A 14,944-nucleotide genomic window follows, 5' to 3' on the forward strand; every position below is an offset into this window, starting at 1 on the left:
CTGAACCCGAGGCGGGCGAGCGCTGGAAGCCGACTCGAGTCAGCGCCCATCGGCGCCAGAATCCCACCGGTCCGCGGGCGTTCACGCCTGAGCAGCGCGCGCTCGCTGAAGACATTCAGGCCCGAGCGCTGTCCATCCGACAGGCCAGCGACGGCGAGCTGTCCATCAGCGAGGCCGTAGAGCTGGCAGCTGTCCAGATCGCGATGCAAAAGCCGCGGCCGATTCCCGAGCCCACGTGACCTAGACGGCCCCGCAGCCACCCGGCGGACCAACTCCCCAACCCAGGGCCGAAAGGCCGTCAGAACCAAAACTGTGACCCCAGAAAGGGCAACGCATGACCGACCAGCCGACACCCGAGACCGAACCCGAGGACCTCACCGGCGCGTGGGAACCCGCCCCGCCCATCGGCTGCCTGCTCCCCGGCGCAGCCCCCGACGCCCCGCCGATGGCCGCAGGCGACCTCTGCGAGCACCACTACGAGACCCGCATCCTCGGCGGGCACCCGATCACCGTCCGAGCCTGCGTCTTCTGCCGCACCCCCGACTGGAACGACCTCCGCGAACAAGCCGACGAGCTGTACCGGTGGGGCTGGCAGGAAGGGCGGGCCGGGAAACCGGCTCGAGGACGGCTCAGCGCCTACGACAAGCCCCCGCAGGCGCCTGACGGGCCCACGGACGGCCAAGACGCCCACGGGGGCTCTCAGGGGTCACAGGAGGGCTCGCTCCGCGACAAGATCGCCGAGGCCCTCATGCGCTGGGCCGAAGGCAACAACAACCCGCGGTTCGCGCCGATGCGGCGACCCGGCACGGTCGTCCAGAACGCCTACAGCCGGGCCGACGCCGTCCTCGCCGTCGTACAGCCCGAACTCGCCGCGCTCGCCCGCGTCCGCGCCTGGGGTCAAAGCGCCGTCGACGCCGGCGACACCGGCCCCGGCGTCGGCATCGGCCGGCTCCTGCTCCACCTGCTCGACGGCGAGGTGACGCCGTGACCCGCCAGCCCCCGCCCGCCGCCGTGTGCCCGGCCTCCATCCGTGGCCACTGCCTTGCCGCCGCCCTCGGCGGGGACGTGTGCGCGATCCAGGACGGCGAATGCGTGTGGGACTGGCCCGACCCGCAGCCACCCGGCCACGACAGCGGGCCCACGGTCGCCGAGGCAGCCGCCGACGACCGTCGCTGGCCACTCGAGAAGCACGGCGAATAGCCGAACCGCCCGCCCCTGAACCACCCGCACGCCGCAAGGAGCCCCGCCGTGTACGACACCCCGCCGCCCTGCTGCACGATCTGCCGCTCCGGCCTGTACGCCGACGAGCTGACGTACCAGGCCTGCCGCCCCTGTACCGACCGCGTCGACCGCCAACTCCGGGCGCTCGCCGGATCCGACGGGCTGTACGCCCGCCTCGCCGACAGCCTGCACCCCGGCAGCGGCTCCGGCGGGCCGGCCGTCTCCGGCAGCCGCACCGCACCCCTCCCCATCCGGCTCGACCCGCTGTCCCTCGCAGCCCGCGGCGGCGTAGTGACCATCCTCCAGACGTGGCTGATCGATTGGCACGAGGCTCTCGCCTACCAGCATCCCCGCTGGAACGGCGACCTCCAGCAGCAGCTTGACCAGGTCGTCCACCGACTGCGGGTCCTCCTGCCCTGGGCGGCCGAACGCCACGGCGCCTTCGACGAATTCGCGCGCGAGCTCGGCAGCCTCGTCCGCCAGTGCGAAGCCGCCAGCGGGGGAGAACGGGCACCCCGCCGCGTCCCCGTCCAATGCGGATGCGGGCACGTCCTCCGCGTCACCCTCGACACCGCCGGCGTCCGCTGCCCCGCGTGCGAGACCAGCTACGGGCACTCGGAGGCGCTGCAACTGCCGCTCGCGGAACGGCGGGCGGCGTAGGCAACGGAACGTTACGAATCCATCACTCGCATCAGGTGCGCTGTGTCCCACCCGTCATGATGCGAACCCGCAAACCGCACAGGGGGGACCATGCACGCCCGCACCATCACCATCCTCACAATTGCCGCGCTCACGCTCACCGCCTGCGGCACACGCACCGACACCAGCACCAAAACGGAACCGTCCACCAAAGCCAGCAGCCCCAGCCCGAGCCCCGACATCACCGACCTGTTCATCGACTGGCGCGACGGCGGCGGCAGCGAAACCCTCACCACTCTCGTCGACGACCTCAGCGACGTCGGCGAAGCCTCCGATCCGTTCGACATCGACGCCCTCGGCGACGCCTGCTCCTCCCTCACCGCCGACGTCGAAACCGCCCAGCTCGGCGACCCCATCCCCGACAAGGGCACCCAGAAGAACTGGAACCTCGCCCTCGCCCACTTCGCCAAGTCGGCCACCGCCTGCACCACCGGCGCCTACAGCGAAGACCAAACCCAATTCGACCTGATGGCCTCCGAGATGGACATCGGCATCAAGCACCTCAACGCCGTCAACAAGCAACTCGACGAAATCCTCGGCGAATGACGAAACCCCCGGCCGCCGTCCGGCCGGGGGTTCCTCGTGTACGGCTATGCGGCCTCCTCGACCTCCGGAGGTTTCCGCCCGTTCAGCACCTGCCGGATCCAGCTCGGCGTCAACCGCATCCTCGCCGCCAGCACCTCAACCGGCACCCCGCGTCGGTGCGCCGCCCGCAACGCCCTGTTCCGCCGGCCCTGCAACCGCTCCGCCGCATCCCTACCCGCCACCGTGCGATGCAGCACCACCGCGAAACGCAGCAGCAGTCGGCCAGCCATGTCGTCGAACTTGCCCGCCATGAAGCCCCCCTGTCGTGATCACGCCACCCCGCATGTCATCACGGTCAGGGGAGTGTGCGGCGGGCACAAGGGCGCGAACGGCAACACCCCGCCCGTGCTTGACGGGCGAGGTGTGTGGGGCGGTGGGGGTCAGGCGCGCGCTACCGCGAACGGCTCCGGCAGCGGCGGGGCATCCAGCCCCAGGCCCTCCGCCAGCAGCATCCGCGCTGCTGTGTCCCGCTCGAGCGCGGGCCGGCCGACAGGCATCGACAAGATCCGCGTACCGTCACGGCGCTCCACGAACGCGCCAAAGAACGTCCGGTCGGCGATCGACGAGTCGATCAGCTCGACGTCAAGGGCGGCCAGCAGCTGGGGTAGTGGCGCATCCAACAGGCGGTCGGTCGTGATTCGGGGCGACGGTAAGGGCGCCCTATGGGTAGCCTGCATAGGTAACTCCGATCTGGACAGGTTGGGTTGCTGGTCGGCGAGTTCGCGCTCGCCGGTGGAACGAGCCGGGTGTTCGCGCACCCGGCCGTTCGCGTTTAGTGGGGCAGCACCTCGTCGAGATACGCCTGCACCGGCCCGAACAGGCCGTAGGGAACCAGGCTGGGAATCTCCGAGTGCCGCACCCAGGCGACCTGGTCGAGCTCTTCCTCGTCGGCGACCGTAGCCGCGCCCGAGACGACCCTGCAGGCCGTGTACGCCATGAACTTGCCGGACTTCGGGTGCACCCGGTCGCCGATGTACTGGACCGCCTCCACAGTCAGGCCGGTCTCCTCGAGCGTCTCCCGCACCGCGGCCTGCTCCGCCGTTTCCCCGTCCTCGACGCCGCCGGCCGGGAACTGCCAGGAGAGCTCGCCCTCCTTCACGCGACGGCGGACCATCAGGACGCGCTCTCGGTCGACGATGATCGCGGCGGACACGTCGGGCTTCTTCGTCTCGGTGGTCATACGGTCGCCTCCAAGGCGTCGAGGATGGGCGGGTAGATGCGGTCGGTGGGGATGAAGCGGCTGAGCTCCGCTATCGGAGCCCATGCCACGGCGACGTTCTCGGAGGAATCCCCGTTGATCGCCTCGCCGTGCACGTAATCGCAAATGAAGTAATCACACATTGCGCGCGTGCGTGGATGTAGTCGCTCACCCAAATGTTCGCGGACCAGGCAATGCACGCCGGTCTCGTCCAGGGTTTCCCGGACCGCAACCTTCGGCGCCGACCCGCCCGGCTTCACAATGCCGGCCGGGAACTGCCAGGCGATGTCCTCGCCGTCCTGCCTGCACACGAGCAGCACGTCACCGGCGCGACGCACCACGGCGATCGCCACACGCAACGCCTGAGCCTCCGGCTGCGGAAGTGCTATCCGAGACAGATGGATGAACCGCCTGCGCACCGCATCACCTGCCCTCTCGTAGGCCGTGTCGAGGATTCGCTGCGTTTCGCGCTGCGGAATCATGTGCGGCGAGGCGTGCCATGAGGCGACGCTGCGCACCGAAACTCCGAGGCGGCCCGCAAACTCTTCCTGAGTCATTTGGAATGCTTCGTTGAGCCAGGCCGCTTTCTGCCCGGTCCACTGCTGAACGTCCTCCACTATCGGCCTCCCGGCGGCCTTTGTGGGCCCTCCTGCTGCGGGTCTGCATGTCGCTGCATGTCTCGCTGCAGATCACTGCATGGTGCTGCATGGGGTCTTCATGGTCTGGGCGCGCACGCACGCGTTGACTCGACCCCATGCAGCCCTGGTCACTCACCCCTGCCGAACTGGTGGGCGCGCTGGTACGTGACGCCCCCCATGATTTCCCCGATCTCCTTCCAGGTCTTCTCCTGGGCCTTGAGGCCCTGCGCAATTTCTTGCCGGTGGCGCCTACGGAACAGCTCGAGCTCGCGCTCCAGTTGCCTGGCGGTGTCGACGAAGGCCGCCCAGCGCTCAGTGAGGTCGGTGATCTCGCGCAGCTGATCGTCGTAGCGGGTGAAGGGAGCGTCGGGGGAGTCGGCCATGACGCGAGAGTACGGGCGATCCGACGCCCACTCAAGACTCGGCTAGAGAAGTTGAGTTGGGCGCTTGACTCTCCATTGCGGGCCCTCTACGGTCATACCAAGCCGCTCAAATCAAGATTTGAGACCGGCCCCGTCGTCCACTCTCACCGGACCCAGTCCGCGGGCGGCACCCCACAAATGAAGACGGGCCGGACAACGCGACTCTCACCTCGCGTGCCGGCCCTGACCACCAGGTTCTAACGAGGAGACCCTGTGGCTACGTCGCACTCTACAGCGGCGCCCGAGCGCGCCGATCACGCGGGGACCGCCCCGCTGTCCGCCGACCGGGTCGTCGCCGAGCAGCGCCGCATTGAGCGGGAGCTGGCCGTCCTGAGTGCCGGCGAGTCCGCGGTCATCAACGGCACCCGGGTCACGGCCATCAGCCTGCGCGTGGCCGATCTCCTGGACCGCTACCAGGCCGCGTCGTCTCGCTGCCGCCGCTTGTCGGCTGTCGGCGACTTCGACCGGCTGCTCGCGGTGCAGGACGAGATGCGCGAGTGCCGCTGCCAGCTGGCTGCGGCCGGCTGCCTCGACCTGATCGGGGTGGCGTGATGACCGCCCCGACCCTGCCCCGTATCCCCGTGGACGCGTCCGACGATCTGATCCTGCGCCTGTACCAGGAGACGGCCCGGCAGACGCCGGCCGAGGACCGGGTCACCTGCCCGATCCACCTGCAGTGGCGGGACCGCTGCCGGCACCTGCACGAGGCGGTGGCCCGGTGACCGCCGCCGAGCGTGAGCTTCTCGCCGCCGTCCTCGAGGCCCTCGACATCCCCAGCCCGGCGACCGTCGGCGACCACGAGGTGCACGACCGGATCCTGCTGGACCGCGTCATGCACGCCAAGGTCGCCCTTGAGGGTGTCCTGCAGCGCGGTGACGAGCCCGGCTGGTCCGCGGACTATCTGCGGTCCCGGCTCGCCGAGAAGCCGCCCACCGGCTACCGCGTGTGGGGTGAGCAGTCGTGACGTCGATCGAGCTTCTCCGCCTGCTGCCGGTGCTGTTCGTCCTCAGCTTCCTGGCGACGAGCGTCAGCGTCATCCACATCCCGGAATCGCCGGCCGACATGGAAGACCCGCCGGACCCGTACTGGGACTAGCCCCCTAGACCACCGCGGGCGGCGATCGAACGCTCCCCCCGTCTCGCCGCCCGCGGTGCCCAACCCCGCACCACCCCATATTCCTGCGAGTCCCTGAAGGGCCGATGAGCCATGTCTCTGTACCTGATCCCCGCCGACTTGATCGACGAGTTCGCTGACGCCCGAGCCGCCGGCCGACACGACCGGATGAACGAGATCCGTGACCGCGCCTACGCCATCGACCCCGAGCTGATCGACGAACTCGACGGCTTCGACTACCCGGCAGCCGCCTGACCGCCCAACAGCCACGGCATCCAGCCGCGAGGGCGCCGAGTCGAAGTCGGCCCGGGGCACGCACCAACCACCCGAACCCCCAACCCTAAGGAGAAAACCATGGGCTCGATCTGGCAGGACAACCGGACCGGCGAGCAGAAGCGGGCGGCAGAGGAGCACGCCGTCCATCGCCGCCAGGAGTGGGATGACTGGCACGCCGCGAACCCGACACGCGTGGTCGTCGTCCAGCCGCACGACAAGAACGACGACTGACCGCCCCACAACCCGGCCCCCAGCGCGATGCCGCCGGATCGGATCAGGCCCGGCGCGCGCACCACCCATCCATGATCCCAACCCGAGAGGAACCCATGTCCCGCAACAGCAAGAAGATCGCCGAGCTCCGTCAGGGCGCCGACAACCTGCGTGCCCGCGCCGCCCGCACCAGCCAGGCCGGCGACCCCGTCCAGTCCGAGCGGGACAACCGCACCGCCCGCCTGCTCGACCAGGACGCCGACCGCGCCGAGAGCGGCCAGGCCGACGCCGAGCACGCCGAGTCGACCCGCCTCATCCGCCGCTACTTCGACTGACCTGGAGCAATTCCCATGCCCACGAACGGCAGCAGCGACCGGATGGACCCGCGCGAGTTGATCGCCCGACGCCTCCAGCAGGCGGGCCGCGCCGTGGCCGGTGAGCGTGGCTCCCGGATCGCGAACGGCATCTCCGGGGCGATCGGGTGCGGGCGCATCGAACTGTGCGACGACCCGAACTGCCCCAACTGCGCCACCACCGACTAGCCCCGCTCACGTCCCGCACCCCCACTGAGTCCTGGAAGGAATCGATCACCATGACCGCCGTTTCCGTCGAGAAGGTCAACGGCACGCCCGTGGCCTCGCCCGAGCCGCGGTTCGACCCGCGCGCCCTGGCCGAGGCGGAGGCGATCCGTACCCGAGCCGCCGCCGAGGCCGACGCGCTGCGCACCGAAGCGGCGGGCAAGGCTGAGGCCGAGAAGATCCTCGCCGTCGAGAAGGCGGAGAAGGAGCGCATCGCCAACGAGCGCGCCGCCATGCGCTTGGAGAAGGAGAAGGCCGACCACCGGGCACACCTCGCGAAGAAGGCCGCCGAGACCGCCAAGTCCAACGCGGAAGAGGAGAAGGCGAACAAGGCCGCCGCCGATAAGGAGGCTGCCGAGGCGAAGCGGGATGCCGAGCAGGCCCGCTCTGAGCGCTGGTGGAAGTGGGGTGCCCGCGGTATCTACGCCGTCGGCCTGGTCATCGCGGCGCCGGTGCAGTTCATGCACTTCTGGGACCGGGCCCGCCCGTTCTTGATCGCGGCGCCTGCGCTCCTCGAAGGCCTCGCCCTCGTGTTGGCGTTCGGCGCAGCGTGGGCGGTCGCTCACCGCCGGGACGTCGCCCCGTACCGGGTCGGCATCATGCTCGGCGCCGTGATCGCCGCCGGGATCAACATGTACGGCGGTCTGTCCGATCCGCGGATCGGTTTCAACGCCGGCCTGATCGGTGCGATCGCCTCCCTCGGCGGGCCGATCGTGCTGATGGCCTACGAGCACGGCATTGCCCAGAAGGCGGACGGCATCCCGTCGTGGCGGGAGCGGCGCAGCGCCGAGAAGGCCGCGGAGGCAGAGGCCGCTGTAGTCGAGCAGGCGCGCCTGGAGAAGGAAGCGGACGAGACGGCCGCGGCGGCCGAGAAGAAGGCCGCGCAGGAGCGCGCCGAGGAGGAGCAGCGGCGCCGCGACGATGACCGCAGCGAGGGTCATCCGGAGGTGTGGGCGGTCGCCGAGGCGATGCGTTCCGCTCGCGGCTCGCAGTACGTCACGGAGCAGATCTGGGCCGAGGCCTGGTACCGCAAGACGGGCTCGAAGTTGGTCGGCGTGACCGCCGAAATCGAAGCCGAGTCGCGCGCCGCGCAGGCCCGCATGCAGAACGTCACCAGCACACCGATTATCGGTGAGTTTTCGCTGGTCGAATCCCAACGACCCCCTCGCGCCAAACGGGACCCGAACGCCCCCGACGGACGCCGCAACAACGGCGGCACTCCGCCCGTCCGACGGGCCGGCGAGAGCGCCCCGAACCACCCCGTCGCGCGCTCCCAAGCACGCGCAGAGCGAACAGACGTCACACCCAAGAACGACCGCCCGAGCGACAACTAACCCACCCCTCAGGAGAGATCGTCATGAACCAGACCATCCGTCGGATCGCCGTCTCGGGCGCTGCGGCCGTAGCCCTCCTCGGAGGCGCCGCCGCCATCACCGTCGCCGACTCCGGAACCGCGTCCGCGACCGAGCTTCAGACCGCCGTCGACCGCGCCACCGGAGCCCCGGTGAACATGCCGGACGGCCGCACCGTCCACATCCGCGGCCTCGACGCTGCCGGCTACCAGGCGAGCGGCGAGCACCGCAGCGCCGTCATCACCCTCGCCGCCGCCGGAACCGACGACGACCCGGCCGGCATCACCAGCGGACTCACCCCCGACAACGGCGGCGCCGGCGCCCAGCTGCAGAACCCGGTCAACGGCACGCAGACCGGCTACAACCAGCAGATCCAGACCCAGGCCAGCGGCGGCGCCATCGCCACCGGCATCGTCGCGATCCTCGTCCTCGGCATCATCGTCTTCTTCAAGGTCAAGCACGGCCACATCAAGACCTTCGACGCCGTCCTCGTCGGCCTCCTCGGCATCTCCCTCGCCGGAACCGTCGTCGGCGGCATGGGCAGCCAGCTCACCAACAGCCTCGTCGGCTCGCTCGGCACCATGCTCGGCGGCCTCGGCTAGCCACACCCGCGGCGGGGCCCACCCCGGGCCCCGCCCCCGATTCGAGAAAGGACAGGCCAGTGGCCACCGAAGTGCAGCCCGACCCCATCGAGCAGCAGCCCGTCGAGGAGGCCGCCGAGCCCACCCGCCGCGACCGCATGAAGGCGGCGTTCACCGAGCAGCGCGGCCACGTTGCCGCCCGCACCAAGGACTGGCTCGCCACCGGCGACCTCGACCACGTCGACATCATCCAGGCCGCGACCGAACGGAAGAATCGCAAGTACAACGAGAAGATCGCCCACCAGAACCGGATCGTCGCCGAAGCGCACGGAAACCTCTACAACGCCAAGCTGCAAGCCGAGAACGGCGACGGCCACCGCAGCACCTTCGCGCACCTGGGCGGACGCGTTGCTGCGGAAGAGTCCAAGCTCGCCGCACTTCAGAACACGCTCGTGCTGCCGCCGACCGACCGCGAGATCGCCAACGTGCGGCACGCCAAGAAGGCTGGACGCGCCGGGCTCCTTGCGGGTGGCGGCCTGGCCTCCCTGCCCCTGCTCGGGGCGGCCATCGAGCAGGCCGCCCACGGTCAGCCGCTCATTCTCGGCGTCGTCGCGGCCGGCGCCTCCTGGGGCTGGTACGTGATCTCCCGCCCGTTCGTCGGCCGCGGGCAGGAGGCTGAGGCCCCTTTCGCCCTGACCCCGGCCAGCCTGCCCGCGACATTCCAGGGGGAGCTGTCCGGGGGAGCGCCGATCGTCGACGGAAACGTGTTCATGTCCGTCGAGCAGCTGCCCGAAGGCGCCAAGCCGTTCCCCATCAGGAACGCGCGCACCCCTGATCAGCTCGCCCAGTGCGTGCTCCTTGCGATGGTCGCCGAGGGCGTTCCGGTCGTCGAGGTCAGCGATGTGGTGCGGCAGCCGTGGGGCTGGCAGTGCATCGTCCGCGTCAGCGACGGCACCCCGGCGGCGCTCATCACCAAGAGCGGCGACCTCGAAACCAAGTTCGACCTGCCCACCAATGGTGTGCGCCCTCAGCCGATCCAAGCCCGACGGGCCTGCGCCATCCTGCGCCTGGTCGACGGCGACCCGTTCGCCACCGCCCCCGGCCTGCCCTATCGCGCTCCCAAGTCCATGTCGATCACCGACAAGTTCCGCATCGGGACCTCTGTCGGCGGTGATCCCCTCGACCTGTCCCTGGCCGGCGTGATGGGCCTGTGGGTGGCGGCCTCGGGCGGCGGCAAGACCGGCATCCTTCAGGCGCTCGCCGAGGGCACGACCGCCTGCTACGACAACATCACCATCGACCTCGACCCGCACGGTGACGGTCTCGAAGACCTCGGCGACTGCGTGCGGATCACCGCCCGCACCAACGAGCAGATCGAGGCGGTGCTGCTGTTCTTCCTGGTCATGTCGAAGGCGCGTGCTCGGCTGCGGCAGAAGCTTGGCATGGGTAAGAAGTGGAAGGCCAGTGCCAAACACCCCGCCGTGACGATCTTCTTCGACGAGTTCCCGAAGGGCACTGAGCTGGCGAAGAAGCTGGCGTTCGACCTGCTGCTCGTTGGCCGCAAGGAACTGATCCAGCTGGAGATCGCCTCTCAGGGCGGGCAGAAGGGGTACCTCGGCGAGAACTTCGCGCAGATGGTCGCACTCAAGGCCGTCGGCCCCTGCAAGGTCGGCGACACCCGCGCCGTGTTCGGCGACGGCTCCGTCAACGAGGGCTACCTTCCGCACAAGCTGTCCCCGGCCACCGACACCGACCCGAAGGACGCCGGCCACATCTACCTTCAGGGCGTGCCCGGTCGACCCGACGAGCCGATCGAGTACGCCGTGCACGAGACGCCGTCCGCAACCCTGCGAAAGCTCGCCGAGGAGCGGCTCGAAGCCGGTCTCGTCGAGCCGGACCAGGACAGCCTCGACGCGATGCGCGGCGTGGACCTGCCCGAATACGTCGAGGCCACCTACGACAACGACGGCAACATCAAGAAGGACGCCCCGGTCGAACTCCTCACCTGGGACCAGCTGCTGCGCCTGTGCGGGGCCCAGCCCGCCGAGGCGGACCCCCTGTCGGACGGTACGCCCCGGGTCACCGTCGAGGATGCCGTGGCCGTCATGGAGAAGGCGGGCGTCGACCGGATGAAGACCGAGGTGCTGCTGCTGGCGCTCCGCGAGTACGACGCAGACACCTACGGCGAGATGACGGTCGATGAACTGAAGGCGCTACTGAAGACGGCGGGCGCCGGAGCCCCGATCACGCTCGGCCAGATCGGCGAGGAGTCGAATCCGCGCGGCTTCAAGCGTGATCGCCTCCGTCACCTGCTGTGACCACTATGTGAACTATGTACCCGTGCTCAGACCCTGCTCAGGCCTGCTCACGCCGTAAAGCCGCAGGTCACAGCCGCTCAGCCTGCTGCTCAGGGCCTGCTCAACGGCTGCTCTGAGCAGCACCTGAGCAGGCGTCTGAGCGGCTGTGACCTGCACCTTTACCGCCTGATCAGCACTGAGCAGGCAGAACAAACCACCACAAACAGGAACGGATACCCGCCCCATGCCCAAGACCTGGCAGCCCAACAAAGCCAAGCAGTTCTCCAATCAAGTCCAACTCGGCAGGCCCTACTACGTCGTCTACAAGATCGCCCAGAACATGGCGCCCTACGAGGACTCCCACCTCTACAGCGAGATCATCTTCGACCGGCACGCCCCGATCACCGGCACCCCCATGTCCGGCAGCCTCTCCGCCGTCGCCCTCTGCCAGCGCTTCGGCCCCGTCCACGAAGAACCCCCCACCGGCTTGCGCAACATCGCCGGCCCCGGCCCCCAAGTCGGCGCCCCGCTCGGCAGCAACGACTACCGCGGCTACCTCGACGAGGCCGAACTCCGCGGCCTGGAAAAGCACGTCCGCAACGGCAGCGACCCCACCACCCGCCGCCGCTAACCGGATCAACCCAAGGAGATCAGCATGGACACCCAGCACCAGTCGGTCCGCGACTACATCGCCGCCCGTAAGCGCGGCGACCGAGCCGAGACCGAGCGGCTCAAGAACGAGGCGATCGCCCGCTTCAACACCCGGACCACCGACGGAACCGAGCTGCGCGACATGACGGAAGCGTCGATGACCGTGCCGTTCGGCGGCCAGTAGCCAAGCCGGGGCGCCCCGCAACGCCTGGACAGCACCGGGGCGCCCCACCCACCCACCACGCGCCGAGCGCGCAGAAGGCAGCCCCTACATGACCACGACGACTCTCACTGCGGCAAGCCCACCCACACTCGATCTCGAAGCCCGGTTCGCCCTCATCGACGCGACCATGACCCTCCGCCTCGAACAGGCCGCCCTCGCTTTCGCCGTCAACACCGCCCACCTGCCCGGCGCCGACCCCATCCCCGACATCACCGCACCCCTGCCACTCACCCCCACCGCCGCACCCAACCCCTACAACACCCCGATCGCCGGCGCACTCCACCGGGCCCGGCAGCGGATCGAGCAGGACGGCTGGTGCCGCGACGCCGTCTTCGACGAGCAAGGCGCAATCTGCCCCATCCGCGCCATCCGCCTCGAAGCCGCCACCCGCCACCAGGCCGACGACGCCTGCGTACTCCTCCTCGACGCCATACAGCGGGACTTCGCCGACGCCGAAACCATCCCCTCCTGGAACGCCGCACAGACCAGCCCCGCCCCCGTCCTCCTCTACCTCGACAAGGCCGCCCAACTCGCCCACACCCGCAGCATCTAGCGAAAGGACCAAGATGACCGAGCCCACACCCGAGCAGATCCAGGAAGCCGGCCGCCGACTCCAGCGAGGCGGCATCCTCGGCACCGGCAGCAGCAAGTACGCCGACCAGGTCGTCGCCCAGGCCGAAGAAGCCGGACTCGACGGCCAGGACGTCGCCTTCCAAATCCTCGGCGCAGCCGCGGAATACACGCCCCGACCCTGGGCCCGATAAGGAGGAGACGATCATGCCTGTCACGCCTGCCGGAACCGGCGGCTACGAAGGCACCGCGACCGCCGTCAACGTCGCCATCCTCGCCGCCGCCGAATGCCCCCACGGCCACCGCGTCACCTACAACGTGCCCGACACCGACGACATCCCCCACTACGCCCGCAAGGCCACCGACTGGGCCCTCACGCACGCAGATACCTGCACCGGGCCCGAAGCCTGATCAGCCCGTGGCCCGCACCGAAACCCGCGCCGTGTGGGCCAAAACCATCAACCGGCAGTGACGCGCCTCTTGACACCCTTTCGGGATCTACTTGCCATAGCCGCTGACCTGCTGTAACACTAGAGGCGCTGGAGCGCACTGCGCCCAAAAACCACACGAACCCCCGTCGACTCTGGCGGGGGTTTGCGCATGTCAGGAGGTGTGATGAGCCGCCTCCACAACCTGTACCCGAAGAACCTGCTCACCCCCAAGCAGGCCGCCGCATACGCCGAAGTCGCTGAATCGACCATCCGGCAATGGGTACACCGCGGACTCCTCGAACCCGCACTGCCCAGCCAAGGCCGCGGAATCCCCGCCCTCTACAACGCGCCCGACCTCGACGAGGTCAAACGCAAACTCGCCGAAGCCGAGGCCGAAAGGCAAGCAGCCTGGGAAGCCGAGCACGGAGCCCGCGCCGCCTGATCCGTCCCGCCGTCCGCTACGCCCCCCGCTGCGGACGGCGGGGCCCCAACTGAGGAGGTGGCGATGCTGGAAGTGTTCGCCTACACGGTCGGCGTCGTGCTCCTCGCGCTGGCCGCGCTGCTCCCCGCCACCGTTCCGCACCGCGACCGCATGGCCTACGCAGGACTCGCCCTCTGGCTCCTGCCCACCACCATCCACACCCTGCAGAGGTAGCCGTGGTCGACACCGACGACCTCGACGATCCGCCGGTGAAGTGCTGGCACACGGAAGCCGACAGCCCCTGCGACTGGGACGTCTGCCGGCAGCCCGAACGCCTTGCGGTGGGGGATCGCGGCATCGACCCTGCCACCGCCTGATCTTCCCCTGTTCGCATCTCCTGCCACGGATGGCGGGACTTTCCCCGATCTGGTTGCCGTGTCCTCCCGCTGGTGCGACGATCCGCGCACTATCGGCACCACCTCGGGGGATTCATGCGCACCACGGCGACTGCGGCTCTGGCCGGCGCTGTCGGGATCGTCATCGGTGCGGCGGGCTGGGCGCTGCTCGGGCCTGAGGAGTCCAGCACCGAGAGCAAGCCGGAGGCCGTCGCGGCCCAGAGTTCCACGCCAGCAGCTGATCGCTTCACCTCGGCGCAGCAGATCGCCGCAGCACTCCAAGCTGGCGGGATGACAGTGTCCATGCTGCACAAGAGCAGCGAGGACACGTACATCAGTGAAGTGGGCGGCACCGCCTACGACTTCACTGTCACGGATAAGGCCGGGCAGCCAGCCGTCGGCGACAGCGGCATCAACATGTTCCCCAACCGTGAGGCGCTGACCGCTTGGGCGGAGATCTCCAAGAGTATGGGCGGCATCGCTGTCACCGGGGATACATGGGCGATCAGCCTGCCCACCGTCAGCACGGAGGCACGGGCGGACAGCAAGCGCCTGGCTCCCAAGGTGGCCAAGGTGCTGGGTGGCACAGTGCAGCAGTAGGAGGTAGGTAGCCCATGGCCTACAGCAAGGGCCGCTCGGGCACGGCGTGGGCCAAGCTCAGGGCTCGGGTGTTCGCCGAGGAGACGGACTGCTGGATCTGCGGCAAGTGGGTGGACCAGGAGCTGCCGCGGACGCACCCCATGTCGCGGACCGTGGATCACCTCGTCCAGCTGTCACATGGCGGGCCGCCTCTGGAGCGGCAGAACTGCCGGCTGGCGCACCGGCGGTGCAATGGCCGGCGGGCGGAGCGGCCTGGCGTGCGGCGTAAGCCGAAGCGGTGGGTGTCGGCCGACGTGGCGAGCCTCTGACCTGGGCAGATGCCTGCGACCTGGGGCAATGCCTGACCTGAGGCCTAGTTGATCAACGGTCAAGATCCACAAGGATTGTGATCAACGATCAAGGATAACGGGATCATGGCTCTGACCTGCGGAAACGTGGGCAGCGTGGAGAAATGTCCGTTTTTTTATTTGATCAAGCTTTGAC

Annotated in this window: 31 protein-coding genes; 26 read left to right on the forward strand and 5 right to left on the reverse strand. The window is 69.2% G+C overall.

Annotated features, from left to right (window positions below):
* The 5 genes from VIU94_RS43285 to VIU94_RS43305 all read left to right on the forward strand — a co-directional run.
* Positions 1–239: hypothetical protein (locus tag VIU94_RS43285; RefSeq protein ID WP_331920979.1), on the forward strand; the 239-nt coding region annotated here is incomplete at its 5' end.
* Between the two features lie 95 nt (positions 240–334).
* Positions 335–988, forward strand: coding sequence for a hypothetical protein (locus VIU94_RS43290; RefSeq protein WP_331920981.1), 654 nt, complete (start codon positions 335–337; stop codon positions 986–988).
* On the forward strand, positions 985–1,200 hold the full coding sequence (locus VIU94_RS43295; protein ID WP_331920983.1) for a hypothetical protein: 216 nt from the start codon (positions 985–987) through the stop codon (positions 1,198–1,200). The genes VIU94_RS43290 and VIU94_RS43295 overlap by 4 nt, the downstream gene beginning before the upstream one ends.
* Positions 1,201–1,248: 48 nt before the next feature.
* Complete coding sequence (locus VIU94_RS43300; RefSeq protein WP_331920985.1) at positions 1,249–1,881, forward strand: hypothetical protein; 633 nt, start codon at positions 1,249–1,251, stop codon at positions 1,879–1,881.
* Positions 1,882–1,971: 90 nt separating this feature from the next.
* Positions 1,972–2,466: a hypothetical protein gene (locus VIU94_RS43305; RefSeq protein ID WP_331920987.1), complete on the forward strand. Its 495-nt coding sequence runs from the start codon at positions 1,972–1,974 to the stop codon at positions 2,464–2,466.
* Positions 2,467–2,510: 44 nt separating this feature from the next.
* Here VIU94_RS43305 and VIU94_RS43310 read toward each other — a convergent pair whose 3' ends face one another.
* The 5 genes from VIU94_RS43310 to VIU94_RS43330 all read right to left on the reverse strand — a co-directional run bounded on the left by VIU94_RS43310 (position 2,511) and on the right by VIU94_RS43330 (position 4,724).
* Positions 2,511–2,756, reverse strand: a complete 246-nt coding sequence (locus VIU94_RS43310; RefSeq protein ID WP_331920989.1) for a helix-turn-helix domain-containing protein — start codon at positions 2,754–2,756, stop codon at positions 2,511–2,513.
* A 129-nt stretch (positions 2,757–2,885) separates the two neighbouring features.
* Entirely contained in the window at positions 2,886–3,125 is a 240-nt protein-coding gene (locus tag VIU94_RS43315) for a hypothetical protein (RefSeq protein WP_331920991.1), read from the reverse strand.
* A gap of 152 nt (positions 3,126–3,277) precedes the next feature.
* Positions 3,278–3,685, reverse strand: coding sequence for an NUDIX hydrolase (locus VIU94_RS43320; protein WP_331920993.1), 408 nt, complete (start codon positions 3,683–3,685; stop codon positions 3,278–3,280).
* The gene (locus VIU94_RS43325; protein WP_331920995.1) at positions 3,682–4,320 is read right to left on the reverse strand and encodes an NUDIX domain-containing protein; all 639 of its coding nucleotides are present in this window, start codon (positions 4,318–4,320) and stop codon (positions 3,682–3,684) included. The genes VIU94_RS43320 and VIU94_RS43325 overlap by 4 nt, the downstream gene beginning before the upstream one ends.
* A 149-nt stretch (positions 4,321–4,469) precedes the next feature.
* Positions 4,470–4,724, reverse strand: a complete 255-nt coding sequence (locus VIU94_RS43330; protein ID WP_331920997.1) for a hypothetical protein — start codon at positions 4,722–4,724, stop codon at positions 4,470–4,472.
* 252 nt (positions 4,725–4,976) lie between these two features.
* On the opposite strand from VIU94_RS43330, the gene VIU94_RS43335 reads away from it, so the two are divergent.
* The 21 genes from VIU94_RS43335 to VIU94_RS43435 all read left to right on the forward strand — a co-directional run bounded on the left by VIU94_RS43335 (position 4,977) and on the right by VIU94_RS43435 (position 14,769).
* Positions 4,977–5,315 carry a hypothetical protein gene (locus VIU94_RS43335; protein ID WP_331920999.1) on the forward strand — a complete coding sequence of 113 codons (339 nt, stop codon included), beginning with the start codon at positions 4,977–4,979 and terminating at the stop codon, positions 5,313–5,315.
* A complete protein-coding gene (locus tag VIU94_RS43340) occupies positions 5,315–5,485 on the forward strand; it encodes a hypothetical protein (protein WP_331921001.1) in 171 nt (56 codons plus the stop codon). Before VIU94_RS43335 ends, VIU94_RS43340 begins: the two co-directional genes overlap by 1 nt.
* Positions 5,482–5,727 (forward strand): hypothetical protein, encoded by a 246-nt coding sequence (locus VIU94_RS43345; protein WP_331921003.1) that lies wholly within the window; start codon positions 5,482–5,484, stop codon positions 5,725–5,727. The genes VIU94_RS43340 and VIU94_RS43345 overlap by 4 nt, the downstream gene beginning before the upstream one ends.
* On the forward strand, positions 5,724–5,858 hold the full coding sequence (locus VIU94_RS43350) for a hypothetical protein (RefSeq protein WP_331921005.1): 135 nt from the start codon (positions 5,724–5,726) through the stop codon (positions 5,856–5,858). Before VIU94_RS43345 ends, VIU94_RS43350 begins: the two co-directional genes overlap by 4 nt.
* A 111-nt stretch (positions 5,859–5,969) precedes the next feature.
* Complete coding sequence (locus VIU94_RS43355) at positions 5,970–6,131, forward strand: hypothetical protein (RefSeq protein WP_331921007.1); 162 nt, start codon at positions 5,970–5,972, stop codon at positions 6,129–6,131.
* A 99-nt stretch (positions 6,132–6,230) separates the two neighbouring features.
* The gene (locus tag VIU94_RS43360) at positions 6,231–6,383 is read left to right on the forward strand and encodes a hypothetical protein (protein WP_331921009.1); all 153 of its coding nucleotides are present in this window, start codon (positions 6,231–6,233) and stop codon (positions 6,381–6,383) included.
* A gap of 95 nt (positions 6,384–6,478) precedes the next feature.
* Positions 6,479–6,697, forward strand: coding sequence for a hypothetical protein (locus VIU94_RS43365; RefSeq protein WP_331921011.1), 219 nt, complete (start codon positions 6,479–6,481; stop codon positions 6,695–6,697).
* A gap of 15 nt (positions 6,698–6,712) precedes the next feature.
* Positions 6,713–6,904: a hypothetical protein gene (locus VIU94_RS43370; protein ID WP_331921013.1), complete on the forward strand. Its 192-nt coding sequence runs from the start codon at positions 6,713–6,715 to the stop codon at positions 6,902–6,904.
* Between the two features lie 50 nt (positions 6,905–6,954).
* Positions 6,955–8,274 carry an MFS transporter gene (locus VIU94_RS43375; protein WP_331921015.1) on the forward strand — a complete coding sequence of 440 codons (1,320 nt, stop codon included), beginning with the start codon at positions 6,955–6,957 and terminating at the stop codon, positions 8,272–8,274.
* A 23-nt stretch (positions 8,275–8,297) separates the two neighbouring features.
* Positions 8,298–8,894: a hypothetical protein gene (locus tag VIU94_RS43380; protein ID WP_331921017.1), complete on the forward strand. Its 597-nt coding sequence runs from the start codon at positions 8,298–8,300 to the stop codon at positions 8,892–8,894.
* 59 nt (positions 8,895–8,953) lie between these two features.
* Positions 8,954–11,191 carry a hypothetical protein gene (locus VIU94_RS43385; RefSeq protein ID WP_331921019.1) on the forward strand — a complete coding sequence of 746 codons (2,238 nt, stop codon included), beginning with the start codon at positions 8,954–8,956 and terminating at the stop codon, positions 11,189–11,191.
* A 223-nt stretch (positions 11,192–11,414) separates the two neighbouring features.
* On the forward strand, positions 11,415–11,801 hold the full coding sequence (locus VIU94_RS43390; RefSeq protein ID WP_331921021.1) for a hypothetical protein: 387 nt from the start codon (positions 11,415–11,417) through the stop codon (positions 11,799–11,801).
* A gap of 24 nt (positions 11,802–11,825) precedes the next feature.
* Positions 11,826–12,005 (forward strand): hypothetical protein, encoded by a 180-nt coding sequence (locus VIU94_RS43395; RefSeq protein WP_331921023.1) that lies wholly within the window; start codon positions 11,826–11,828, stop codon positions 12,003–12,005.
* Between the two features lie 88 nt (positions 12,006–12,093).
* On the forward strand, positions 12,094–12,597 hold the full coding sequence (locus VIU94_RS43400; RefSeq protein WP_331921025.1) for a DUF6197 family protein: 504 nt from the start codon (positions 12,094–12,096) through the stop codon (positions 12,595–12,597).
* Between the two features lie 13 nt (positions 12,598–12,610).
* A complete protein-coding gene (locus VIU94_RS43405) occupies positions 12,611–12,808 on the forward strand; it encodes a hypothetical protein (RefSeq protein ID WP_331921026.1) in 198 nt (65 codons plus the stop codon).
* Between the two features lie 13 nt (positions 12,809–12,821).
* Positions 12,822–13,025, forward strand: a complete 204-nt coding sequence (locus VIU94_RS43410; RefSeq protein WP_331921028.1) for a hypothetical protein — start codon at positions 12,822–12,824, stop codon at positions 13,023–13,025.
* 204 nt (positions 13,026–13,229) lie between these two features.
* Positions 13,230–13,487 (forward strand): helix-turn-helix domain-containing protein, encoded by a 258-nt coding sequence (locus VIU94_RS43415; protein ID WP_331921030.1) that lies wholly within the window; start codon positions 13,230–13,232, stop codon positions 13,485–13,487.
* Between the two features lie 63 nt (positions 13,488–13,550).
* Positions 13,551–13,700, forward strand: a complete 150-nt coding sequence (locus VIU94_RS43420; protein ID WP_331921032.1) for a hypothetical protein — start codon at positions 13,551–13,553, stop codon at positions 13,698–13,700.
* Between the two features lie 2 nt (positions 13,701–13,702).
* Entirely contained in the window at positions 13,703–13,843 is a 141-nt protein-coding gene (locus VIU94_RS43425) for a hypothetical protein (RefSeq protein WP_331921034.1), read from the forward strand.
* 114 nt (positions 13,844–13,957) lie between these two features.
* Complete coding sequence (locus tag VIU94_RS43430; RefSeq protein WP_331921036.1) at positions 13,958–14,461, forward strand: hypothetical protein; 504 nt, start codon at positions 13,958–13,960, stop codon at positions 14,459–14,461.
* A gap of 14 nt (positions 14,462–14,475) precedes the next feature.
* Positions 14,476–14,769, forward strand: coding sequence for an HNH endonuclease signature motif containing protein (locus VIU94_RS43435; RefSeq protein ID WP_331921038.1), 294 nt, complete (start codon positions 14,476–14,478; stop codon positions 14,767–14,769).
* Positions 14,770–14,944 lie beyond the last annotated feature (175 nt).

The sequence above is a fragment of the Streptomyces sp. genome (assembly GCF_036566765.1).
In the GTDB taxonomy this organism is placed as follows: Bacteria; Actinomycetota; Actinomycetes; order Streptomycetales; family Streptomycetaceae; genus Streptomyces.